Source organism: Micromonospora sp. NPDC000442 (assembly GCF_042898635.1).
In the GTDB taxonomy this organism is placed as follows: Bacteria; Actinomycetota; Actinomycetes; order Mycobacteriales; family Micromonosporaceae; genus Micromonospora.
On the sequence record NZ_JBIAYZ010000011.1, the window covers coordinates 154,710 to 177,921 of the forward strand.

General features: G+C 70.6%; 21 protein-coding genes. 10 read left to right on the forward strand and 11 right to left on the reverse strand.

Annotated features, from left to right (window positions below):
* Genes ACFY2A_RS19470 through ACFY2A_RS19480 form a run of 3 tightly spaced genes read right to left on the reverse strand, consistent with a single transcriptional unit; the run spans window position 1 to window position 2,299 of the window.
* Window positions 1-696: an ABC transporter ATP-binding protein gene (locus ACFY2A_RS19470; protein WP_387173311.1), complete on the reverse strand. Its 696-nt coding sequence runs from the start codon at window positions 694-696 to the stop codon at window positions 1-3.
* Entirely contained in the window at window positions 693-1,769 is a 1,077-nt protein-coding gene (locus ACFY2A_RS19475; RefSeq protein WP_387173313.1) for a peptidoglycan-binding protein, read from the reverse strand. Before ACFY2A_RS19475 ends, ACFY2A_RS19470 begins: the two co-directional genes overlap by 4 nt.
* The gene (locus ACFY2A_RS19480; RefSeq protein ID WP_387173315.1) at window positions 1,766-2,299 is read right to left on the reverse strand and encodes a hypothetical protein; all 534 of its coding nucleotides are present in this window, start codon (window positions 2,297-2,299) and stop codon (window positions 1,766-1,768) included. The genes ACFY2A_RS19475 and ACFY2A_RS19480 overlap by 4 nt, the downstream gene beginning before the upstream one ends.
* Before the next feature lie 129 nt (window positions 2,300-2,428).
* Here ACFY2A_RS19480 and ACFY2A_RS19485 point away from each other — a divergent pair, with 129 nt between their 5' ends.
* A complete protein-coding gene (locus ACFY2A_RS19485) occupies window positions 2,429-3,085 on the forward strand; it encodes a response regulator transcription factor (protein WP_363925285.1) in 657 nt (218 codons plus the stop codon).
* Entirely contained in the window at window positions 3,082-4,245 is a 1,164-nt protein-coding gene (locus tag ACFY2A_RS19490; RefSeq protein ID WP_387173318.1) for a sensor histidine kinase, read from the forward strand. The genes ACFY2A_RS19485 and ACFY2A_RS19490 overlap by 4 nt, the downstream gene beginning before the upstream one ends.
* Window positions 4,246-4,291: 46 nt before the next feature.
* On the opposite strand, the gene ACFY2A_RS19495 is transcribed toward ACFY2A_RS19490, so the two are convergent.
* The gene (locus ACFY2A_RS19495) at window positions 4,292-5,407 is read right to left on the reverse strand and encodes a GNAT family N-acetyltransferase (protein ID WP_387173320.1); all 1,116 of its coding nucleotides are present in this window, start codon (window positions 5,405-5,407) and stop codon (window positions 4,292-4,294) included.
* A gap of 57 nt (window positions 5,408-5,464) precedes the next feature.
* Between ACFY2A_RS19495 and ACFY2A_RS19500 the strand changes: the two genes are divergently transcribed.
* Together ACFY2A_RS19500 and ACFY2A_RS19505 are read left to right on the forward strand one after the other, a co-directional pair.
* The gene (locus ACFY2A_RS19500; protein ID WP_387173323.1) at window positions 5,465-5,914 is read left to right on the forward strand and encodes a MarR family winged helix-turn-helix transcriptional regulator; all 450 of its coding nucleotides are present in this window, start codon (window positions 5,465-5,467) and stop codon (window positions 5,912-5,914) included.
* 170 nt (window positions 5,915-6,084) lie between these two features.
* On the forward strand, window positions 6,085-6,582 hold the full coding sequence (locus tag ACFY2A_RS19505) for a VOC family protein (protein ID WP_387173325.1): 498 nt from the start codon (window positions 6,085-6,087) through the stop codon (window positions 6,580-6,582).
* 27 nt (window positions 6,583-6,609) lie between these two features.
* On the opposite strand, the gene ACFY2A_RS19510 is transcribed toward ACFY2A_RS19505, so the two are convergent.
* Window positions 6,610-8,076: a hypothetical protein gene (locus ACFY2A_RS19510; RefSeq protein ID WP_387173327.1), complete on the reverse strand. Its 1,467-nt coding sequence runs from the start codon at window positions 8,074-8,076 to the stop codon at window positions 6,610-6,612.
* 430 nt (window positions 8,077-8,506) lie between these two features.
* On the opposite strand from ACFY2A_RS19510, the gene argS reads away from it, so the two are divergent.
* Window positions 8,507-10,231: an arginine--tRNA ligase gene (gene argS / locus ACFY2A_RS19515; RefSeq protein WP_387173413.1), complete on the forward strand. Its 1,725-nt coding sequence runs from the start codon at window positions 8,507-8,509 to the stop codon at window positions 10,229-10,231.
* A gap of 202 nt (window positions 10,232-10,433) precedes the next feature.
* On the opposite strand, the gene ACFY2A_RS19520 is transcribed toward argS, so the two are convergent.
* Window positions 10,434-11,075 carry a maleylpyruvate isomerase family mycothiol-dependent enzyme gene (locus ACFY2A_RS19520; protein ID WP_387173329.1) on the reverse strand — a complete coding sequence of 214 codons (642 nt, stop codon included), beginning with the start codon at window positions 11,073-11,075 and terminating at the stop codon, window positions 10,434-10,436.
* 56 nt (window positions 11,076-11,131) lie between these two features.
* Here ACFY2A_RS19520 and ACFY2A_RS19525 point away from each other — a divergent pair, with 56 nt between their 5' ends.
* Window positions 11,132-11,839 carry a winged helix-turn-helix transcriptional regulator gene (locus ACFY2A_RS19525; RefSeq protein ID WP_387173331.1) on the forward strand — a complete coding sequence of 236 codons (708 nt, stop codon included), beginning with the start codon at window positions 11,132-11,134 and terminating at the stop codon, window positions 11,837-11,839.
* The gene (locus ACFY2A_RS19530) at window positions 11,836-12,132 is read left to right on the forward strand and encodes a dihydrofolate reductase family protein (RefSeq protein WP_387173415.1); all 297 of its coding nucleotides are present in this window, start codon (window positions 11,836-11,838) and stop codon (window positions 12,130-12,132) included. The genes ACFY2A_RS19525 and ACFY2A_RS19530 overlap by 4 nt, the downstream gene beginning before the upstream one ends.
* Window positions 12,133-12,208: 76 nt before the next feature.
* On the opposite strand, the gene ACFY2A_RS19535 is transcribed toward ACFY2A_RS19530, so the two are convergent.
* Window positions 12,209-12,718, reverse strand: a complete 510-nt coding sequence (locus ACFY2A_RS19535) for a GNAT family N-acetyltransferase (protein ID WP_387173333.1) — start codon at window positions 12,716-12,718, stop codon at window positions 12,209-12,211.
* Between the two features lie 274 nt (window positions 12,719-12,992).
* On the opposite strand from ACFY2A_RS19535, the gene ACFY2A_RS19540 reads away from it, so the two are divergent.
* The 3 genes from ACFY2A_RS19540 to ACFY2A_RS19550 all read left to right on the forward strand — a co-directional run bounded on the left by ACFY2A_RS19540 (window position 12,993) and on the right by ACFY2A_RS19550 (window position 16,425).
* Window positions 12,993-14,447 (forward strand): glycoside hydrolase family 43 protein, encoded by a 1,455-nt coding sequence (locus ACFY2A_RS19540; protein ID WP_387173335.1) that lies wholly within the window; start codon window positions 12,993-12,995, stop codon window positions 14,445-14,447.
* Between the two features lie 222 nt (window positions 14,448-14,669).
* On the forward strand, window positions 14,670-14,897 hold the full coding sequence (locus ACFY2A_RS19545) for a potassium transporter TrkA (protein WP_282238207.1): 228 nt from the start codon (window positions 14,670-14,672) through the stop codon (window positions 14,895-14,897).
* 49 nt (window positions 14,898-14,946) lie between these two features.
* Complete coding sequence (locus ACFY2A_RS19550; RefSeq protein ID WP_387173337.1) at window positions 14,947-16,425, forward strand: cation:proton antiporter; 1,479 nt, start codon at window positions 14,947-14,949, stop codon at window positions 16,423-16,425.
* 46 nt (window positions 16,426-16,471) lie between these two features.
* Here the strand turns inward: ACFY2A_RS19550 and ACFY2A_RS19555 are convergent, their stop codons facing one another.
* From ACFY2A_RS19555 to ACFY2A_RS19570, 4 genes are all read right to left on the reverse strand, one after another.
* Complete coding sequence (locus ACFY2A_RS19555; protein WP_387173339.1) at window positions 16,472-18,127, reverse strand: hypothetical protein; 1,656 nt, start codon at window positions 18,125-18,127, stop codon at window positions 16,472-16,474.
* A gap of 349 nt (window positions 18,128-18,476) precedes the next feature.
* Window positions 18,477-19,127, reverse strand: coding sequence for an MIP/aquaporin family protein (locus ACFY2A_RS19560; protein WP_387173342.1), 651 nt, complete (start codon window positions 19,125-19,127; stop codon window positions 18,477-18,479).
* A gap of 110 nt (window positions 19,128-19,237) precedes the next feature.
* The gene (locus ACFY2A_RS19565) at window positions 19,238-20,830 is read right to left on the reverse strand and encodes an FGGY-family carbohydrate kinase (protein WP_387173344.1); all 1,593 of its coding nucleotides are present in this window, start codon (window positions 20,828-20,830) and stop codon (window positions 19,238-19,240) included.
* A 4-nt stretch (window positions 20,831-20,834) separates the two neighbouring features.
* Window positions 20,835-23,210 carry an aminotransferase class III-fold pyridoxal phosphate-dependent enzyme gene (locus ACFY2A_RS19570; RefSeq protein WP_387173346.1) on the reverse strand — a complete coding sequence of 792 codons (2,376 nt, stop codon included), beginning with the start codon at window positions 23,208-23,210 and terminating at the stop codon, window positions 20,835-20,837.
* Window positions 23,211-23,212 lie beyond the last annotated feature (2 nt).

A 23,212-nucleotide genomic window follows, 5' to 3' on the forward strand; every position in this document is an offset into this window, starting at 1 on the left:
TCAGCTCACCCCGCTCGACACGAGCCGCGAGTCCGCGCAGATCCGCCCGTCGCGCATCCGCACCTGCCGCGGCAGGGCGGCGGCGATCTCCCGGTCATGGGTGATCACGACAACCGTGGTCCCGGCCCGGTGCAGCTCGTACAGCAGGTCGAGCACGGCCGTCCCGGAGCCGGTGTCGAGGTTGCCGGTCGGCTCGTCGGCGAGCAGCACGGCGGGCTCGCCGACGACCGCACGAGCCACCGCGACCCGCTGCCGTTCGCCGCCGGAGAGTTCGTGCGGCCGGTGCCCGAGCCGGTGCCCGAGACCGACCCGATCCAGCGCGGCCTCCGCCCGCCGCCGACGCTCCCGGCGGGGTACGCCGGCATAGAGCAGTCCGTCCGCCACGTTGTCCGCCACCGGTACGCCCGGGGCCAGGTGGAACTGCTGGAACACGAAGCCGATCCGGGTGGCGCGCAACACGGAGAGTTGCCGGTCGGACAGCCGCGCCACGTCGTGACCGTCGATCACCACGGTGCCCGAGGTCGGCTCGTCCAGCGTGCCGATCACGTTGAGCATCGTCGACTTGCCGGAGCCGGACGGGCCGACGATGGCCACCAGTTCGCCGTACCCGATGCGCAGCGACACCTCGGCGAGCGCGACCACGTCGCCGCCGTACCGCTTGCCGACCTGGTCGAGCACGACCACGTCGCCGCTCACCGGGGCATCCCGACGGTGCTGCCCTCGACGATGCCGTCGCCGGTGATCTCGACCCGCCCGTCGGCGAACAGCCCGGTCGTCACCGCCACGATCCGGCTGGGCCCCTCGTCGAGGACCTGCACCCCGTAGCCGCCCTCGGCGAGCGCCAGCAGCGCGGCCACCGGCACGGTCAGCACGTCCGTGCGCTCGCTGACGGTGAAGGTGATCTCGGCGGACGCCCGGTCGAACTCGGCCAGCGCCTGCTGGTCGTCGACGGCGATCGTCACCTCGATTCTCGTCTCGGCGCTGGTGTCGCCACCGGCGTCCGCCGATCCGTTGTGGATCACCGTTTCGACCGTGGCGACCTTTCCCGTCACCCGCCGGCCGTCGGGCAGGGTGACCTGCACGGTCGTGCCACGCTCGGCGAGACGCTGGTCGTCGACGTCGAGTTCGGCGGTGACCAGCCGGCTGGTGCCGGTGTAGGTGAGCACCGCCTGCCCCGGCTGGATGGCCGCGCCCTCGTCCACCTGGTGACCCTCCACCCGGACGGCGCCGTCGGCGAAGGTGATGCGACCCAGCTCGACGCGGCCGGTCTCCGGCACGCCGAGGTCGTCCTGCCAGGCACGGACCGCCTCGGCGGTGGCCCAGGTGTACGCGTCGTCGACGGTGAAGCCGGAGTAGCCGAGGGCCTCCAGGTTCCGTTCCAACTGTTTGACGTCGGCCCCCTCGACGCCGGGTTGCAGCGTCCGGTAGGCGGGCAGCCGCCCGTAGAGCAGGACCACCGGGTCGTTGTCGACGGCATAGAGGGCCTTGCCGCGCGTCACCGTGGTGCCGGTGTCGGGCAGCGCGGTGAGCGTGCCGGGCAGGCGGCTGGTGGCGGTCCGACCGGGCCCGTATCCCAGCTCCCCGTCGACGGTCTCGGCGTCGGCGAGGGTCTGTCGGGTGACGGCGGCGCTGCCGGGCGCGGCCGTGCGAGCCTCGGCGGAGCCGTCGCCGGAGCCACCACCGAAGCCGACCGCTGCGGCCACGCCGGCCCCGGCGACGAGGACCAGCGCCGCGCCACCGGCGGCGGGCAGGCGGGTGCGACGGGTCACCGGCCGCCCCCGAACTGCGGGGCGTGCTGACGACACGCCTCCAGGGCGGAGCGGAACGCCGGGTCGTCCGGGTCGATTCGCAGGGCGTCCCGCTGGATCTGGATCCGGCCGTCCGCGGCCGGGTCGGGGAAGTCCGGCACGCCGTTCTCGCGCATGCACCGGGCCATCACCCGCATCTGTTCGAGCTGCTCGGCGTCGAGCTGCGCCGCCTGCCCGCCGTTGGGCAACAGCTGGCGGCACTTCTCCATGCCGGCTTCGACCTGCTTCGGGTCGACACTGCCGTCGAACCGGAACATCGGTCCGTTGCCGGCCTCCGGGTCTGGCATCTCCACCCCGTTCTCCCGCATGCAGCGGGCGAAGTCCAGTCTTCGTTCGGCGTCGCTGCCGCCGGCACTGTCACCGTTGGCGGAGGCGGTGGGCGCGGCGGCGCCGCCGGCGGTGGCCACCCCGGTCCGGTCGCCGTCCTGGCCGGCGCACCCGGCGAGCGCCAGGATCAGCAGGACGGGAAGCGTGAGTGTGCTCCGTCGCATCGTCGGTGTCCTTTCCGGTGTCCGACGGCGGTCGCCGGACACCGGACCAGTGCATGCGAGGCGGCGTATCGCGGGCGTAACCGATCACGTTTACGGCGGGGTTATCTCCGGTCGCGGCACCATGGACCGGTGCGAGTGCTGGTGGTCGAGGATGAGGACGTGTTGGCCGACGCCATCGCGGAGTGGCTGCGCCGGGAGGCGTTCGCGGTCGACGTCGCGTACGACGGCGACGCCGCGTTGGAACGGCTCGGGGTCAACGAGTACACGGTGGTGGTGCTCGACCGCGACCTGCCGGTGGTGCACGGCGACGACGTGTGCCGGGCGATCGTCGACTCCGGGGGTGACACCCGGGTGCTGATGCTCACCGCGGCCGCGGCGGTACGTGACCGGGTGGCCGGCCTCGCCCTCGGCGCGGATGACTACCTGGTGAAGCCGTTCGCGCTGGTGGAGCTGGCTGCCCGGGTGCACGCGCTGACCCGGCGGGCCCGGCCCGCCGCGCCACCGACGTTGCGCCGGGCGGGCATCGCGGTCGACCCGGGCCGCCGCGAGGTGTACCGCGACGGTCGGTACGTGCCGCTGTCGCGCAAGGAGTTCGCGGTGCTGGCCGAGTTGCTGCGGGCCGACGGTGCGGTGGTTTCCGCCGAGGAACTGCTGGAGCGGGCGTGGGACGAGCACATCGACCCGTTCACGAACGTGGTCCGGGTCACCGTGATGAAGCTGCGGCGCAAGCTCGGCGATCCTCCGGTGATCGAGACCGTGCCGGGCACGGGGTACACGATCCGGTGAAGCGACTGACTCTGCGGGCCCGCCTCACCCTGGTCTACGGCGGTCTTCTCCTGCTCGCCGGCATCGTCCTGCTCGGCGTCACGTACGTGCTTGTGGACCAGCGGATGCCGCAGCCGATGCGCGCCGAGTTGCCGGACCGCGCCACCGTGGTGACCCGGTTGCCGACGTCGATGGAGGACCTCGACAAGATCCGCATGTTGATCCAGGACGTGCAGAGCGAGGCCAAGCGTTCCGCCCTGGAGTCGCTGCTCACCCAGGGCGGCCTCGCGCTGGTGGTGGTCTCGGCGGCGGCCGTGGCGATCGGTTGGCTGGTCGCCGGCCGGGCGCTGCAACCACTGCACCAGATCACCGGGACGGCCCGCCGGATCGCCGGGGCCGACTCCGCCGGACGCGGTTTGCACGAACGGATCGCCCTGACCGGCCCTCGTGACGAGGTACGGGAGCTGGCCGACACGTTCGACCAGATGCTGGAGCGGCTGGACCGGTCCTTCGACGGGCAACGACGGTTCGTCGCGAACGCCTCCCACGAGCTGCGTACGCCGCTGGCGCTGAACCGGGCGCTTGTGGAACTGGCGGTCAGCCGGCCGGACGCGCCGGCCGAGGTTCGTCGGCTCGGTGAGGCGTTGCTGTCGGTGAACGAGCGGCACGAGCGACTGATCGACGGTCTGCTCACCCTCGCCGACTCGGAGAGCGAGCTGACCGAGCGCGCGACGGTCGACCTCGCCGAGATCGCCGCCCATGTGGTCGAGCAGGTGGCGCCGGTGCACCCCGGCGTTCCGGTGCACCGCTCGTTGGAGTCGGCCCGCACGGTCGGTGACCCGGTGCTGCTGGAGCGGCTGGCGTTCAACCTGGTGGAGAACGCCCTGCGGCACAACGTCCCGGTGGACGGCTGGGTGCGGGTGCGTACCGGGCAGGTGGCCGGACGTCCCACGCTGGTCGTGGTCAACACCGGTCCGGTGATCCCGAGCTACGACGTGGAGACGATGTTCCAGCCGTTTCGGCGGCTCAGCCGGGAGCGGGTCGCCGGCGCGCGGGGCTTCGGGCTCGGGCTGTCCATCGTGCGGGCGGTGGCCCGGGCACACGGCGGCACCGTCGAGGCAGAACCACGCCCTGACGGCGGCCTGACCGTGACGGTGACGCTGCCGCCGTCCACGCCGTGACGGTGATGTCGCCGGCGCCGACCACCCGGACCCTCGTGCCTGGAGATCACACCACACCGGCAGCGTGGTGGACAGCGTCGGTCAGGTGGTGGGGGAGTGGCTTGGACAGGTGGACGCTGTCCGGTGGGGTGTCGGCGGTGGCGGTGCGGGTGTAGCCGGCGCGTTCGTACAGGCTGATGTTGCGGGTGCTGTGGTGGCCGGTGAACAGCGTGCAGTGCGTGGTCTGCTCGGGTGCCTGTCCTTCGGCGTACGACAGCAGCCAGGAGCCGATGCCGTTGCCCGCCTGGTCGGGTGCCACCATCAGGCGACCGATCAGCCAGGCCCGCTCGTGTACCCGGGCGCGCACCGCGGCGACGAGGCGGCCGTCGCGGCGTACGCACCACCACCGCCACGTCGTCAGCGACGCCCGCAGGTCGTCGATGGTCTCCCGCAGCGGCGCCAGGTCGAGGGTGTCGTTGACGACGGCCTCCTGGACCCAGCAGCACCGCTGAAGGACGAGCAGCTCCGCCAGGTCACCGGCCCGGGCTTCGCGAAGCGTGAGACCGGCGACCGGTCCGTCGACCGTCGGGTCGTCGCCGCCGCGCAGCGGACGCAGCGCACGGGCCACCCGGCTCAGCTCGACCAGCACCGCGCGGGCGGCGTCGTCGAGCGCGGCCGACCCGGCCACGTGACCGTCGTGGACGGTGTCCGCGATGCGCAGGGCGACCGTTGCGCCGACGGGCATCATCCGCAGTGTGGTGACGACCTGCTTCGCCATCTGCACCGACCGGGTGCCGGCGGAGGTGTTGCCGTAGCTGACGAAGGCCACCGGCTTCCATGCCCACTCGTGATAGAGGAAGTCGAAGGCGTTCTTCAACGCCGCTGGCATGCCGAAGTTGTACTCGGGCGTCACCACCACGAAGGCGTCGGCCGCGGCGACGGTGCGGCTCCAACGGCGGGTGTGCTCGTGCCGGTAGCTGCCGCGGGCGGGATGGTCGGGCTCGTCGAGCAACGGCAGCGCGACGTCGGCCAGATCAGCGACGTCGACCGTGATCGCGTCGGCCGCGGCGTCCGGGCGGACGGTCCGGACGAACCAGTCGGTGATCGCGGGTGCGAGCCGGCCGGGGCGGGTGCTGGCGGTGATGACGAGGACACGGAGATCGCCGGAGCTATTCGATGACATGTCAACGACCCTAGACGCAGTTTCAATGACGTGTCAATGACATGTAGGGTGGCGGACATGGAGACCGCCTGGCTGAGCGCGGACGAGGAGCAGGCGTGGCGTGCCTTCCGGCGGCTGCTCATCGCCCTACCCGCCCGGATCGGCCGTGACCTGGCACGCGACTCGGGACTGTCCGCCCCGGACTACGAGGTGCTCAGCACACTGTCGGAGAAACCCGACCGCCGATGGGCGCTGCGGGAGTTGGCCGCCAAGATGGAGTGGTCGCGCAGCCGCCTGTCCCACCACGCCGCCCGGATGCAGGCACGGGGGCTCATCGACAAGGAGCCGGACCCGCAGGACGCCCGCGGGTGCCTTCTGCACCTGACCGACGACGGCTTCGGCGTCCTCGAACGGGCCGCCCCGCACCACGTCGTCTCGGTGCGATCCCGTTTCCTGGAGCACGTGAGCGCCGACGAACTCGCCATGCTGCGCAAGCTCTCGACCCGGATCGCCGGCCTGCCCGACTGAGGCCGGCGACTGTCGTGTCGCGGGTCGGTGACCACCCGTACCCGTGAGGTGCCCGGCGACGTGGCGACCGGCCCGGCCGCCCAGGGTGGCGGTCGGCGGCCGAGCGCACCACCATGGCCGGTGGGTGCCGGCGCCGGCACCCACCGAACAGGCACAGGGGAGTGGCAGCAGTGAGTTCATCCGAGAAGTCCACGTCGACGGTCCGTCAGCTGCGGCTCGTGGTGCAGGCCGATGACTACGACGCGGCGGTGCGCTTCTATCGCGACGTGCTCGGCCTGCCGGAGCAGGCCGCGTTCTCCGGCAGCGACGACGCGCAGGTGGTGATCCTGGACGCCGGACGGGCCACGCTGGAGATCGCCAACCCGGCGCAGAAGCGCATGATCGACAACGTGGAGGTGGGGCGCCAGGTCGCGCCGCGCATCCGGGTGGCGTTCGAGGTGGACGACACCGCCGCCACCACCGACCGGCTGGTCGCCGCCGGTGCCGAGCAGGTGGCACCACCCACCACCACGCCGTGGCAGTCGGTCAACGCCCGCCTCGACGCCCCGGCAGGTCTGCACATCACCGTGTTCCAGGAACTGCGTACGCTCGACGAGCGTGCCGCGCTCGACGGGTTCGGCACCGACGCGGGCGGGTCACCGCCCCCCGGCGACGACGCGGTCCGGTGACCGGACGTCCGGACCGCCGGCATTCGGTCAGCCGGCGGCCGGCTTCGGGGTGCCGCAGAGTTTGGTGCCGGGCGGAATGACCTCCTCGTCGCTGTGGATGACGTACGGCGGCGGCCCCAGCTTGCCGGAGGGGTCGATCGGACTGATGTTCACCAGGCTGAGGAACTTGTTGATCACGTTCACCACCGGGGCCAGGATGGTGTATCCGACGCCGTACGAGGCCCGGACGCCGATGCCCACGCCCCGGCAGACCGCCAGCGGCGCGCCCAGCGCCGATCCGATGGTCGTCCCGTACGCGGTGGACACCTCGAAGAACAGACCGGCCTTGAGCACGAACGCGCTGAACCCGACGTCGAACCGGACCTGATGCTCGATGAGCAGGCCCATCACCCCGACCGGAACGCCGTGCAGCGAGTTGATCAGGCTCTCCTTGCGCTTGAAGTTCTTGCTGACCTGCGGGCCGAACGTGCCGTTGGCGTAGCCGTAGCCGAGCGAACCGGCGAGGGAGAACTCACCCTTGCCCTTGATCGTGCCCACCTTCGCGCCGAACGCGGTGGTGACCTTCACCGTCTGACTGATTGTCAACGCCAGCGGTACGCCGAGCACCGTGCCCATCGGAATGCTGAAGTCCACCGGGATGGGGAGCACCGTTCTGATGTTCTGCCCGTCCCGGAGACCGGCCTCGAACGAGTAGCGGATGCCGAAGCCGCCGCTGATCGACAGCTCCGCCCGGGCCACCGAACCACCCCTGATGTTCAGGTGGAAGTCCGCCTCCGGCTTGGCGAAGGTCAGCGCGGCCCGCCCGGACAGCTTCGTACCGTTGCGGTGGTAGTGGAAGCTGACCTCCGCGCCGTCGTTGAGGCTGACGCCGGTGGAGAAGTTGGCGACGACCGTCCTGACTTCGCCACCGCCACGGCTCGGCGGCGGCTGGTTCGGCCGTGGCGGCGGCGGGGCGAGCCGCAGCGGCCCGGCGCGCCCGGCGCGGCCGGACGGCGTGGTGCCCACGGCGTCGGCCTCCTCCTCGGACATCGCCCAGATCGGCTCACCGGCCTGGTAGACGACCGGGTTCTCGATGGCGATGCCCCGCTGCTCAAGCGTGCCGTCGCGGATCACGTCGGTCACCGTGACGGGACCGATCGTGACGAGCAGCTCGCCCCCGTCGCGTTGGAGGTCGAGCACCCGGCCGACGCCACGACCGGTGACGAACATGACCTTTCCGGGAGCCAGGTCGTCGGCACGGGGGGCGTCGGGGTCGATCCGCCAGGTCAACCCGTCGGCGGTGACCGACCGGACCGAGCGGCCGCCGCCACCGACGAGGACCACGTCCGGCTGGTACGTCAGGTCGGGATGCGGCACCGGCGCCATGCCGTAGCGCAGCGCGGACTCGCTGTACGGGTCCTCGTCGCCGGCCGGATCGCCCGGGAACCGGCCGCCACAACCCGTCGCGGCCAGCGCGAGGACCACGGTGAGGACAGCCGAGACAACCTTGCGCACCGGGACTCCTCGTCGGATCGGGACGACGCCACCCACCGGCACCCCGACACCGGAGCTGTGGCGTCAGGCGCGGTCAGACCGGCGCGGACCAGAGCGGGCCATGGATTCGACCCTAGACAGCGCCCGCGGTGAGGGAATCAGGGTTTTCCCCACGCCTCGTCGGCACGGGCACTCCGCCGGCGCGGAAACCCGGTCCACGTTCGCTCGGGATGGCGCGTACACTTCCGGCATCTGGCCGCGCTCGGTTCGCGGCCCCGGCGTTCGAGGCGGTGGAGATGGATCGGGTGCTCGGCACCGTCCGCCGCTCGCGCCTGCGACGACGATAGTCGTCCCGCTCACTCGCGCGTTCCTTCCGCCGTGTCCGCACTTGCCGTGCGGCCGGCACGCCTCGTGACGATCGCCCATCCCATCCCCGGGAGTACCCGTGACCGTGCCCTCGCTGGCCTCGTCGTTGTCCGACTCCGTCACCGCCGCCGCGGCCCGCCTGGGAATGGCGGACCTCGCGCCGCAGATCCGCCGTTCCGAGCACGCCGACTTCCAGGCCGACGGCGTGCTGGCGGCGGCGCGGACGCTGCGCCGCAACCCACGGCAGGTGGCGGCGGAGGTGGTCGCCGGCCTACCCGACGACGGTCTGCTGGCCAGCGCTGGTGTGGCCGGGCCGGGCTTCGTCAACATCGAGCTGACCGACCGGGCGCTGCTGGCGCAGGTCGCCGGCCGGTTGGGCGACGACCGGCTCGGCGTCGGCACCCCCGAGGCCGGCGTCACCACCGTGATCGACTACTCCCAGCCGAACATCGCCAAGGAGATGCACGTCGGGCACCTGCGCTCCACCATCATCGGTGACGCGCTGGTACGCATCTCGGAACACCTCGGCGGCACCGTCGTGCGGCGCAACCACATCGGCGACTGGGGAACCCAGTTCGGCATGCTCATCCAGTATCAGGTCGAGCACCCCGAGCCGCCGACGCCGGACGACGCCGGCACCATGAGCCGGCTGGCCACGCTCTACCGGCGGGCCCGGGCGGAGTTCGACACCGATTCCACGTTCGCCGACCGGGCCCGGCGGCGGGTGGTGGCGTTGCAGGCCGGCGAGCCGAGCACCGTGGCCGCCTGGCGGGACATTGTCGCCGAGTCGGCCCGCTATTTCGTGGAGGTCTACGACCGGCTCGGCGTGCGGCTGACCGACGCGGACACGGTGGGGGAGAGCGCCTACAACGCCGCGCTGCCCGGGGTCGCCGACGAACTTGAACGCCGGGGGGTCGCGGTGACCAGCGACGGCGCGCTCTGCGTCTTCTTCGACGACCTCCGCGGCCCGGACGGCGAGCCGACGCCGCTGATCGTACGCAAGCGGGACGGCGGTTTCGGCTACGCCGCGACCGACCTGGCCGCGCTGCGGCAGCGCGTTGTCGAGCTGCGCGCCGACCGGCTGCTGTACGTGGTCGACGCCCGGCAGGCCCTGCACTTCCGGATGGTCTTCGACACCGCCCGGCGGGCCGGTTGGCTGCCGTCGGCCGTGGCCGCCGAGCACGTGGCGTTCGGTACGGTCCTCGGTCCGGACGGGCGGCCGTTCAAGACCCGGGCCGGTGACACGGCCCGCCTGGTCGACCTGCTCACCGAGGCGGTCGATCGGGCCCGGGAGGTGGTCGCGGCGAAGAATCGCGGGCTGACCGGGGCCGCCCTGGACGAGCGGGCGCGGCAGGTCGGCATCGGCGCGGTGAAGTACGCCGACCTGTCCACCAACCGGACCCGGGACTACAGCTACGACCCGCAGCGGATGCTGGCGCTGGCCGGCAACACCGGCGTCTACCTTCAGTACGCGCACGCCCGCGTCCGGTCCATCCTGGCCCGGGCCGACGGCGCCGACGCGACCGTCGACCTCACCGTGGCCCTGGAACCGGCCGAGCGGGCGCTGATCCTCGACCTCGATGCGTTCGCCGACACCCTCGCCGAGGTGGTCGCGGTGCAAGAGCCGCACGGCCTCTGCGGCTACCTGTACCGGCTGGCGCAGACCTTCACCGCGTTCTACGAGCACTGCCCCGTACTGCGCGTCACCGGACCACAGCGCGCCAACCGCCTGGCCCTGTGCCACCTGACCGGCGAAACCCTGCGTACCGGCCTCCACCTGCTCGGCATCCCCGCCCCCGCCCACCTGTAACCACCACGCCACCCGCCCCGCGGGGGCTGCGGTCTGGGCGGGGTCTTGGGTAGGGGTGCCGGCGGCGGGGCACCAGACGTCGGTGGCGGGGCGCTCCCGTCAGCACGCGCGCGCAGCGGGCGGCCGGCGTGCGCCTCACGATGCTTGACCGTCGCGGCAGGCTGCCGCGCAGGCTCGGCGGCAGGTCCGGATGAGATTCTCGTCAGGAGACGGCGCGCTCGGCGAGAGTTGCGGCTCCTGGGCCCGTGAGCTCATCGGGCTCAACCGGGCGACCGGAGACCGCGAGCAGGAGGGCGAGGGCCGATCCGCGCACCTGGGGTCCGGATCCGCTTTCGATGGGTGCATCGGAGGCGACCAGTCGCAGACCGTTCGCGCGTTCCTTGCCGCCGCCCATCTTCACCGTCGTACGTAGTTGGAACTCCAGCGCCGTCGCCACCTGGTCGGCCGGGTAGTCGCCGCTGAGTCCAACCGCCCGCCGGACGTCTTCCCCATGGACGAAAGCCTCGACGAGGCGGGTGGCGATCGCTGCCGGCGGAGTGCTGGTGCGTGTCACGACGGATCGGAACGCGCTGAGGGTGTCCGTCGGGTCGTCGCGCCGTTCGCGTGCGAGACCGAGGGCGTTCTGGCGGTCGAAGTCGAAGCGGGCAGTGACCATGTCTCGGACGAAGCGGATCCTCGTCGCCTTCGCACCGTCGACGAGGTGGGCCACGACGTCGTGCACGTCCCATCCGGGGCAGCCGGTCGGAGCGCTCCACTGCTCGGGCGTCAGGGTCGCGAGGTCGCGGACAAGAGCGGCGCGCTCGTTGTGAACGACAGTCCACACGGCGGTGCGTTGATCCTTCATGCCGCTACTAAATCAGTAGCGCTTACTACCAGGCAAGTAGTTAGAATGATCCGGTGGTGGCTCGAAGGACATACGGCTCGTACAACGACGGCTGCGCCTCTGCGCACGCGCTGGACCTCATCGGAGAGCGGTGGGCCCTCATCGTCGTGCGGGAACTGCTGCTGGGACCGAAGCGATTCGTCGACATCCAGCGCGACGTCCCAGGAATCGGCCCGGGAGTGCTCTCCCGCAGGCTGCAGGACCTGGAGGAGTCCGGCATCGTCGTGCGGCGCACCCTGCCCCGCCCCGCAGACGTCACCGTGTACGACCTCACCGAGTGGGGGCGCCAACTCGAGGAGGTCAACGCGGCCCTGTCGCGATGGGCGGTACGCTCCCCTCGACTGCCGCTCGAGGCAGACATGAGTCCCGACACGCTCGTTCTCGCCATGCGGGCACACGCGCGGCCGGCACCGGCGGGTGATCCGATCCGCCGGGTCGCGATGACGCTGACGGATTCCCGCACCGCCGGGCACCAGCCGGTCGAGTACCTCGCGACCGTGGGCCCGGGCGGCACCACGGTCTGGAAGGAGTCGATCCCCGACGACGTGGACGCGCGAGTCGAGGGAACAACCCTCGCCTGGAAGGCTCTCGTCATCAGCGGAGCTCCGATCGAGGGTGCAGCGGCGGTCGCCGTCACCGGCGACGTCGAAGCAGTCCGTGCCCTGCTGGACGCAACCCGGCTGGAGGGTACGGGCGCTTCAGGATCACGGGCGTCGGGCGTCTGAGGACGTTTTTCCGGCACGGTGTCGGATCTGCCGCAGTACACGAGTTGAGGGCCGCGGCCGGCAGCGATCTGGCCGTAGGAGGTGCCGACCTCGCGACGCAGGCTTTCCAGGCCGGGCTGGTCGACGAGTGTCAACTGTTCGTCCTGCCCGTCGTCGTCGGCGGCGGCAAGCCAGGGCTGCCGACCGGCATGCGCACCGACCTCGAACTCCTCGATGAGCGCCGGTTCCGCAACGGCGTCGTACACCTCCGCTACCGCCCCCGGACAGCAGACGACACCCCTGTCCGCTCATAGGCGCAAGCACCGCGTCGGGACGACGGCAACGACAGCGCACCTCAGTCCGGGGAACGTCCCCGAGAACGACCCGCCCTCAGCACAGAATCCGGCGCATGCAGACGCGGGGCCAGCGGTCGAGTCCGTGTGCCGCCTCGCGTTGGCGGACGGCCCGAAGGCCCGGGGTGAGGTCGCTCGGGTCGAGGGTGTGGAAGCCGCAGCGGGCGTAGTACGGGGCGTTCCAGGGCACCTGAGTGAAGGTGGTGAGGGTCAGCGCGGGGATGCCGCTGGTCATCGCATGGTCGGCGAGGTGGTTGATGAGCTGACGTCCGATCCCGCGACGGGCGACGTCGGGATGTACGGAGACTTGTTCGATGTGGAAGTTGCCGTCGACGAGGTCGGCGATGAGGTAGCCGAGCGGTGCGTCGGTGGCGTCGGTGGCCACCCAGGCACGGCCTGCCTCGTGGTAGCGGCCGAGCACGTCCAACGGCAGCGGTTCATCGTCGGCTATCTGCGGCATACCGACGTCGCGAAAGCATTGTCCGGCGGCACGCTCGATGCCTTGCAGGATGGGTAGCTCGTCCTGACGCACCTCTCGGATCTGCACCGGGACATTTTGTCGGTGCTGTTCTCCACCGTCATCCATGTTTCCGTTGCACGGCACGGCGGAAGCGGAGACCGGCCCGGCTGACGTCTGCCCGTCGCCGTCGCCGTCGCCGTCGCCCTCACCGACGGCATCGGCAGGGAGGCGGCCACCATCTTGACGGGTGTCGATTTCAAGCGGAGACTGCGTAACACCCCCGAAACAGTGACCAGGGCCGTCCGGGCGCGGGTGATGTTAGCGCTAACGTCGGCCGGGCCGGACGGACGGAGAGCCGTACATGTCCAGAGTCCTGACCAGGGCGAGCGCCCTGCTCGCCGCCCTGTGTCTACTGTTGCTGCCGGCGGCGCAGGCACCTCGTGCCGAGGCCGCCGCGCTCGACCCGTTCACCGGCTACCTCATGGCGCATTTCACCGGCGAGTCGGCCAACGATGAGCAGGTCTACTTCGCGCACAGCCGGGACGGGTTGACCTGGCGTGACCTGAACAACGGCGCACCCGTGCTGCTGTCCACGATCGGCACCCGGGGCGTACGTGACCCCTCCATCGTCCGGTCGCCCGCCGGCGACCGGTACTGGATCATCGCCACCGACCTGCGGATCGCCAGCGGCACTTCGTGGAACGACGCAGCGAACCGGGGCAGCAGATCGCTTGTGGTGTGGGAGTCCCGCGACCTGGTGAACTGGTCCACGCCGTGGCTGATCAACGTCGCGGGCGCTATCCCCGGCGCCGGCAACGCCTGGGCACCGGAGGCCATCTGGAACGCGGCGACCGGTGACTACGTCGTCTACTGGGCGACGAACTCCCTCCGCGACGGCGTGACCAAGCACCGCATCTGGTACGTGCTGACCAGCGACTTCCGCAGCTTCACCGCGCCCCAGCTCTACATCGAACGCCCCGGCGGCGGCCAGGGCATCATCGACACCCAGATCGTCGAGGTACCGGGCTCCGTCGGCGGCTACCGCTACTACCGGGCGTCGGCCGACGGGCACATCACCATCGAGGCCAGCAACTCGATCCTCGGCTCGTGGACGCCGCTGGGGAACCTTTCCCACCTGGGCATCTCCAACGGAACCGGCGGCGGCAACGTGGTCGAGGGGCCGATGTGGATGCAGTTCAACGGTCGCAACGAGTGGGCGCTCTGGCTCGACCAGTACGCCACCGGCCGCGGCTACCTGCCGGTCACCTCCACCAACCTGGGCGGTGTCACCAACTTCCGGACCCGGTCGGACTACAACCTGGGCGGCACCCGCAAACGGCACGGCTCGATCCTGAACCTGACCGCCGCCGAGGAGAGTGCGGTGCTCGGGCGCTGGGGTGCCACCACCCCGGTCAACCGGATCCAGGCGTACACCCATCAGGACCGGTACGTGCGGCACGCCAACTACGACGTACGCATCGACGCGAACGTCAGCCCGGCGCAGGATGCCCAGTTCCGGGTGGTGCCCGGGCTGGCCGACGCCGCCAGCGTGTCGTTCGAATCGGTGAACTACCCCGGCCACTACCTGCGGCACTACGGCTTCGACTTCGTGCTGGCGGCCAACGACGGAAGCTCGGTGTTCGCCGCGGACGCCACCTTCCGGCAGGTCGCCGGCCTGGCCAACTCGTCCTGGTCGTCGTTGCGGTCGTACAACTACCCCGACCGGTACGTCCGGCACTACAACTACCAGCTGCGACTGGACCCGATCAACGACGCCCAATCGCGCGCCGACGCCACGTTCCGCCTCACCTCGTAGCCGTAGGCCAGCGGGAGCGCGTCGACGACGCGCCAGCCGCACGGCACCGGGGCGATCACCGCGACGAATCGCTGGTCTTCCTGGAGATGTGCCGCCACCATCAACGTGTCCCGGTCCCTGATCGACGCGCTGCTGCGGCGCAAGCAGGTGGTGATTCAGCCGCACTGCGCCGGCCGCCTCGTACCATTGCGCTGAGATCGGACCGTGCAGCGGGGAGGGGCCATGGGCAAAGGGATATATGTGCAGGAACTGCCGGGTATCGGCAAGCGGTACGACGTCGACCTGGGCAGCAACACCCAACGGATCTCGGTGGTGGTACGCCGGGACGGTAACCGTGACCTGTACGTCTTCGCCGCCGGGCAGGATGATCCGGTCGCCGTGATCGAGATGTCGGAGGAGCAGGCGCGTAAGGTGGGCGCCCTGCTGGCCGGCACGTACTTCTCCGAGTAGTCGTCCCGCGTCGTAGGCCCTCGTTCAGTCCGCTCCAGGAGTCCTCACCGTGCATGCTGACCTCGTGGGCTTCGGGGCCCTCGTACTGATCGCGGGCCTGCTGGCCCGTGCGGGTCGCCGGATCAACCTGCCCACCGTGCCGTTCTTCATGCTCGCGGGCATCCTGCTCGGGCCCGGTACCCCCGGTCCGGTGCTGATCGCTCATCCCGAGGACCTGAGCCTGCTCGCCTCGCTCGGCCTGGTCCTGCTGCTGTTCCATCTGGGCGTCGAGTTTCCGGTCGACCAGGTGCTCGGCAGCGGCAAACGACTGTTCGTCGCCGCCGGCTCGTACATCGGCCTCAACGTCGGCGCCGGCCTGCTGTTCGGCTTCGCGCTCGGTTGGGGCGGCTACGAGGCGTTCGTGATCGCCGGTGCGCTCGGCATCTCCTCCTCGGCGATCGTGACGAAGCTGCTCATCGAGTTCCGTCGGTTGGCAAACGCTGAGACGCCGGTCATCCTCGGCATCATCGTGATCGAGGACCTGTTCCTCGCGCTGTATCTGGCGCTGCTCTCGCCGCTGCTGTCCGGTGCCGGATCCGCCGGGGAACTGGTGCTGCGCATCGGCCTGAGCTTCGCCTACCTGGTGGTGCTCTTCGCGGTCGCCCGCTTCGGTGCCCGCCTGGTCGGCAAGGTGATCGACAGCAACGAGGACGAACTGCTGGCCATCCTGATGGTCGGGTTGGTGGTGCTCGTCGCCGGGGTGTCGGCCGAGATCGGCGTCTCCGACGCGATCGGCGCCCTGATGATCGGTCTCGTGGTGGCCCGCACTCCCATCCGCGAACGGGTCGAACGCCTGGTGCTGCCGCTGCGTGACGTCTTCGCGGCCGTCTTCTTCCTGGTGTTCGGGCTGAGCATCGACGTCGGCGATTTCGGCTCGGTGGCGTTGCCGGTGCTGCTGGCCGTACTGATGACCATCGTCACCAACGTGGCGGCCGGCCTGATCGCCGGCCGGCTGTTCGGGCTCAACCAGCGCGGAGCCGCCAACGTCGGCCTGACCGTGCTGGGCCGGGGCGAGTTCTCGCTGATCCTGGCCACCCTCGCCATCGCCGCCGGCCTGGACGACCGGCTCGGCCCGTTCATCGCCCTGTACGTGCTGATCCTGGCCGTGGCGAGCCCACTGCTCGCGGCGAACTCGCGTTACCTGGCCCGGATCATCCCGGACCGGCTGTTGCACTCCAGTTGGCGGTACGTGCGCGAGGAGACCATCAGCACCGCCTGCACCCACCTCGACCGGATCCACATCACCGAGTCCGATGCCGAGGCGTGCCCGCAGTGTGTGGAGAGCGGCGACGACTGGGTGCAGTTGCGGATGTGTCTGACCTGCGGCGCGGTGGGCTGTTGCAGTGACTCGGTCAACAACCACGCGGAGGAGCACTACCGGCAGACCGGACATCCGTTGATCCGGTCGCTGGAGAAGGGCGAGGACTGGCGTTACTGCTACATCGATGGTGCCCTGATTCGCGAGCCGATGGGCCCCACCCGGGAGTGACGGGCGTCGTCCGCGGACGACGCACGTACCCCTGCGCTGATCCGGCTCAGTCGAGGCGGTACACCAACGCGCCGGCTATCTCCTCCCGGGTGATGCCGAGACCATCGACGGGCCGGGTGGGCAGACCGTCCCAGGGCGTGCCGGCCAGCCGATCCGGCAGGACGACCACCGACCGGATGCCGACCTGCCGGAGAAACGCGATGCTGCCCGGATCGGGAAAGGTCGTGGTCACCGCGCGGATCTGTTGGTGACTGGCCGGCAGGAAGGTGACGGAACCGTTTGCGACGCGGGGAAATCCGTCGGTGGACCAGAGCATGATGTCGGATTCGGCCGTACCGTTACTGGGCAGGACCAGGAAAGGTTCGGTCGCCGCCCGGAGCGCTGGCGGGGCGGTTGGCACGGTGGGGTGCGGTGTCCGGTTGACGCCCTCGACCGTGACCAGCAGCAGGGGCAGCAGGAGCACGACTGCGCTCACCGACCTCCGCCACCCGAGCTTGGGGCGGTTTCGTCCGAACTCGCTTATCGCCCCGGCGGCGAGAATGGCGAGCAGCAGGCTCGTCCACACCATCAGCCGCCCCGGGGTTCGTAGCGCATCCCAGCCGGGGAGCAGGCGGGACAAGGTCAGGTATCCCGGGTCACCCTGACCGACGAGGTTGGTGCCCAGCCCGAGTGCGCCGGTGACCAGCACACCGAGCCCGAGCAGAACACGGTGACGGACCCGGAACGTCGAGTAGCTCAGCCCGGCCACGGCCAGCACGATCAACGTGACGCCCGGCAGCAGCGCCATCTCCGGCGGCCAGGACAACTGGGCGCGGGCGACCGCGAAGTGCTCGCCCCACAGCCACGAGTCCGCCGGCGCGACGAAGTATCCCCGCAGGGGTGGGGAGAACATCTCCGTCCAGGACAGATCCCGGTGCGCCTCCGGGTTCAGTTCCACCACCCGCAGGAAGGCGGTCCCCAACCAGACGCACACCCCGCCGAAGACGACGCCACCCAGCAGGTTGGCCAGCACCATCCGCCGACCCAGCACCCATTTACCGGTCCGCCACCGGGCCCAACCGACGGCCGCGAGGACCACCAGCCCGATACCGGCCAGGACATACGCGAGCGGCAGGCCGATCGCCAGGCCCAGCGTCAGCTGCCAGGCGGCGACCAGCCAGCCGGCCACCACCCACCCGGGGCGGTGCAGCTCCGGTCGGTGACCGTCGCGCAGGGACCAGCCGTGACCGCGAGCCAGCATCGCCAGGCACAGCGCGACGCCGCCGATGGAGAGGATGTTCAGATGGCCGCTGTGCGCGAGCCGCCACGGCGCGAAGGCCCAGGCGACGCCCGCCACGGCCGCCGCCGTCCGGATAGCCCCCAGCTGGCGCACCAGGGCGTACGCCCCGACGAAGGCGAGTGCGTGAGCCAGGACGTAGAGCAGGTTGTAGCGGAAGATGGCCGCCGCTACGCCGTGGCCGAGCAGACCGGCCGGTGCATAGCCGAGCACCACGTCGGTGTAGGCGTACGTGTACAGATTCGGGAAGAACGTATTGGAATGCCAGAGGTTAAGTGGGTCGGTGAGCAGCGCATGCCCGGCCCAGGCGACCTGCCACGCCTGCAATGGGGGATCGCCGATGTCGCCCGGGATGGTCGTCCACGGCTGTTTCAGCGTCGGCCAGGTGAGGAGAACGGCAAACGCCAGGCCAGCGATTGTCGCCAACGTCCATTCATGCCGCAGCAGGCGCCACGCCCCCCGAAAGGCCCTCGCCCGCCGCTGTTGTCCGGGTCGGGACTGGGGCTCCGTTTCGGCCTGGTCCGGGTCGGCTTGCTCACGGTCAGCGGACGGGGCTCCGAGTAGCCTTCGACGTATTGCCTGCACGTATCCTCCTGCCGATGGCCGTCGCCGACGTCATAGCGTCGCATCGATTGGAGGATAAAAGCCATCATCGATGATGACCGAAAATTCCAGGCGGGCACCTCGGCCACCGATCCCGATTGATGGGAAACGGGCAAAAGCGAATCAAGCGTTTTAGGCGCAGAAGGTACCCGCGCCACCAGGGTGGCCCGGGTCAGCGCCCAGAGGGCCGGGGGGTGCCGATCCTGGTGACGCCGGAGCCGTGTTCGACAAGCGGCGCGACCAGCGCGGCCAGGACACCGCCGAGCAGCGGGAAAACGATGAACACCCAGAGCTGACGGAGCGCGAGGCCGCCCTCGAAGATCGCTGGCCCGAAGGCCCGGGCCGGACTCACCGCCGCGCCGGTCAGCGCGACGCCGACCAGGTTCGCCACGCCGAGAGCGAGCCCGATCGCCAGGCCGGCGAAGCCCGACAGATCCGTGCTTCGCTTGCTCACCACGAGTACGACCGGGACGAACAGGAAGGTCAGTACGGTCTCCAGCAGCATCGCGCCACCGGCGTTGATGTTGGTGCCGTAGCCGTTGGCGCCCAACACGCCGGTCTGATCGGTCACCCCTCCCCAGCGCACCAGCACCCAGAGCAAGAGAGACGCCACGGCGGCACCGGCGAACTGGGCGATCCAGTAAACAACCGCCCCGAGTGCAGTGATCTTGCCGGAGAGCAGCACTCCGAGGGTCACCGCCGGGTTCACATGACTGCCGGAGAGCTGGCCGATCGTGTAGACCAGCGCGAGCAGGACGAACCCGAACGCCAGCGAGACCACCACCACACCGCCGTCGATCCGGGCCGCGACGGCGCTGCCCACGCCGAAGAGACCAGAAGGAAGGTGCCGATGAACTCAGCCAGGTACCGTCTGACGTCGACCATGGCCTCAGTCTCGCCAAACCGGACCCTCTTGGTGGCCGTTTCCGCAGGTCAGCTGCGGTTGAGCCGGCGGTAGACCGGGGCGAGCCGCTGGTGCAGTTGCCGGTAGACGGCGAAGATCTCGTCGTAGCCGGCCCGGTGCGCCGGGTCCGCGGTGAAGACCCGGTCGGTACGCATCAGGCCCGGGATGTCGGCGAAGGTGAGCTGACCGGTGCCGACCGCGCCGATCCAGCCCGCACCTCGCGCGTTGACCGCGAGCGGTTGGGCGTCGCGGTGGATCTCGACGCCGAGCACGTCGGCGAAGATCTGACACCACGAGTCCGACAGCGCCCCGCCGCCGGTGATGGCCATCGAGGCGACCGGCGCGCCGAGGAACCGGTTCACCGCGCCGAGCAGCCAGCGGGTGTTGAACGCCACCCCCTCGAACACGGCCCGCAGCAGGTCCGAGCGGTTGGTGTCGAGGGAGATGTTGAAGAACCCGGCACGCAGGCTCGCGTCGTCCACCGGGGCACGTTCGCCGTACAGCCACGGGGTGTAGAGCACCCCATTCGCGCCCGGCGGCACCGTCGGGATGATCGTGTCGAAGGCGTCGAAGATCGTCCCCTCGTCGCGGCTGAGGTGGCCGGCGCTGAGCAGCGGATCGTCGTACTCCACGATCTTGTCCCGCAGCCAGGTCAGGTTGGCGCCGGCGGTGGCCTGGAGGGCGGTCATCAGGTAGCGGTCGCCGATCGCGCAGGGCACCGCGGCGACGCCGGCGGCGACGTCGGTCTTCTTCCGGGGCACGTGGGCCGCGATCCAGGAGGAGGTTCCGACGTACAAATGCGGCTCCCGGTCGCCGGTGGTGCCGGCGCCGATCGCCGCCGCGGTGTTGTCGATCGCCCCGGCGACCACCCGCACCGTCGCGGGCAGGCCCAGGTGCGCCGCGGCGGTCGCCGTCAACGTGCCGATCACCTCGGTGCAGGCGACGATCGGTGGCAGTTTGTCCGCGTCGACCCCGCTGTCGGCGACCAGGGCGGGGGAGTAGCGGATGTCGCCGGGACGCCGGTTGTCGGTCACCCACGAGGTCAGGATCGAGTCGACGGTGGCCACCGTGCGGCCGGTGAGCTTCAGGTTGATCCAGTCGAGCACGTTGAGGAACGTCGCCGTCCGCGCGTACACCTGCGGCAGGGTGTCGCGGACGAACAGCATGTGGGCGGCGGGGTCCTTGCCGGTCGGTGAGGGCATGCCGCCGGTGAGCCGCAGCCAGCGGGCGATCCGGCGTAACGACATCCCCTGGTACGCGGGAAAACCGCCGAACTGCCGTCGCAGGTGCGGCGCGCCACGCATGTCGAGCCAACTGATGCACGCGGTCAGCGGTGCACCGGCCGCGTCCACCGCGATGGTCCCCTCGCCCTGGGTGGAGGCGCATACCGTGGCGACCGCCCGCATCTGGTCGGGATGGTCGCGTCCCAGGTCGGCGGCGACCTGCCCGAGCGCCGTCCACCAGGCGAGCGGATCCTGCTCGGCGCCGCCACCGGGCAGCACCCGCAGCGGGACCGGTCGCTCGGCCCAGCCGGTGACCGTGCCGTCGGCGGCGACCAGCGCGGCCTTCAGTCCCGAGGTGCCCAGGTCGATGGCGAAGACCTGCGGCGGGCTGGCAGCCACCGGCTCAGACCCCCTCGACCAGCGCGAAGACCTGGTCGAAGCGGGCGAGCGCGTCGTCGATGACCTCGTCGGTGTCCGCCATCGACGTGTACATCCGCGATCCGGCCAGGGTGACGATGCCGTGCGCGGTGTAGGCGGCCCCCATCTGTTCCATCAGCCGTTTGCGGGCCTTGTTCTCCTTGAGCAGTTTCACCGGGTTGCGCATGTCCAACAGCATCACGCCGCTGCACTCCAGGTGCACGATCGACCCCTGGTTGTACGCGACGTACGGCAACCCGTAGGAGTCGATCAGCCGTTGCAGCCCCCGGGTCAGCCGGTCACCGGCCCGGCCGGCGATCACCGGGGCGTTGGTGCGGGCCATCTCCTCGATGGCGAGGTAGCCGGCCGCGCAGGACAGCGGGTTGGCCGACAGGGTGCCGCCGACCTGGATGTGCGCGCCGCTCCTGCCGTCCAGCCCGGAACCGAAGACCGCCATCACGTCGGCCCGCCCGCCGACGCCGCCGGCCATCGGATAACCGCCGGAGACCGCCTTGCCCAGCACGGTCAGGTCGGGGGTGACGCCGAAGTAGCCGGCCGCGCCACCGAGCCCGAGCCGGAAACCGGTGACCACCTCGTCGAAGATCAGCAGCGCGCCGAACTCGTCGCAGAGCTCGCGGACGTGCGCGTTGAAGTCGCGCGGTGCCGGCCGGGTGCCGGACTCCGGGCCGACCGGCTCGACCACCACCGCCGCGGTGCCGCCCCGTAGCCGGTTCTCGATCAGCTTGCGCTTGAGCTGCCCGAGGTCGTGTGGGAAGGCCTCCCGGGTGCGGGCCGTCGCCCCGAAGGGAATGCCCTTGGCGTTCATCCGCCACGTGCCGGGCACCCGCAGCCCGTAGACCATGGTGTCCGACCAGCCGTGATAGGCGCCACCGACCTTGATCACCATCTTCTTGCCGGTGAAGGCACGGGCACCCCGGACGGCCGCCATCACCGCCTCGGTGCCTGAGCCCAGCGACCGGTACATCTCCACGTGCGGCATGAACCGGTGGATGATCTCGGCGAGCTTCAGCTCGTACTCGTGGAACAGCCCGGTCACCGGGCCGGAGTCCCGGACCACCTCGGCGACCCGCTCGTTGACCGGGCCGTAGTTGCTGCCCAGGATCGTCGGGCCGCCGGCCTGAAGGAAGTCGATGTACGTGTTGCCGTCCCGATCCACCAGGTACGCGCCGTCGGCCTTGTCGACGGCGAGCGGGAACGGATAGTTGAACGCCAGGTTGTGTTGCACCCCGCCGGGGATGCGCCGCCGCGCCCGATCGGTGATCTCCTTGCTGGCACGGCACTTGGTGTCGAAGTAGTTCAGCACGTCGAGCAGCGCGTCGTGGCGCAGCCCGCGCACCGGCTGGGCGGTCAGCGCCTTCAGCCGACGCATCACGTCGTCGACGTCGGGGTACTCGCTTATCGCGTACCCGAGCCGGGCCGACTCGGCACCCGGGGCGCTGCCCGCCTCGTCGTCGGCGGTCCCGTTGGCCCTCGCCGCGCTGCCGGCCGCGCTCGCCGCCGCACCCGGCGTGGTGCTGGTGGTCCGGGCGGCGACCTCGGTGGCTGCCGCGTCGGCGCTGGGTAGTTCCTCGTCGGCCGGTACGCGCAGCGGCTCGACCGCCTCGGTGAGCTGCGCGGCGATCCGCTTCTCGTCGGCCCGCAACTTGGTGAAGGCGATCTCCCGGATCGCGGTCGGGATGGTGTGGACCTTTCCCGCCTCGCTGGTCAGCGCCAGCAGGTAGGCGATTGACACCTTCTCCAGCAGCGCCATGTTGAACACCGCCCGATCGGGGTCGGTGCCGACGGCGACCACCCCGTGGTTGGCGATGATGAAGGCGTTGTCCCCGCTGGCGACCTTCTTCTGCACGTTGCGGGCCAGGAACCCGGTGCCCGACGGGGCGTAGTCGATGATCGCCACCTCGCGGCCGAGGAAGCGCACCTGCTCGTCGGTGAGCGCCGGGATCGGCTTGCGCAGGAAGGCCAACGCCGAGGCGTACGGCTGGTGGGTGTGCACGATCGCGTTGACGTCCGGCCGCTCCCGGTAGATGTTGGCGTGCATCCCGCACTCGATGGACGGCTTCAGGTCGGCGCCGGAGTCGTCGGGTACGTGCTTACCGTCGAAGTCCACGATGCAGATGTCCTCGACCCGCATCCGGTCGTAGTCGTAGTTGCTCGGGGTGACCGCGTACAGCCGGTGGCCGGGCACCCGGACCGAGACGTTGCCCTCGGTGGCCTTGAGGTACCCCCGGGCGAGCATGGTCCGGCACATGTCGACGACGTGCTGGCGGGACAGGCGGTGCTGCACGGCGTTCTCCTCCGTCGGTTCGTCGGCCGCCGGGCGGTCACTCGTCGGCCCGGTCACCG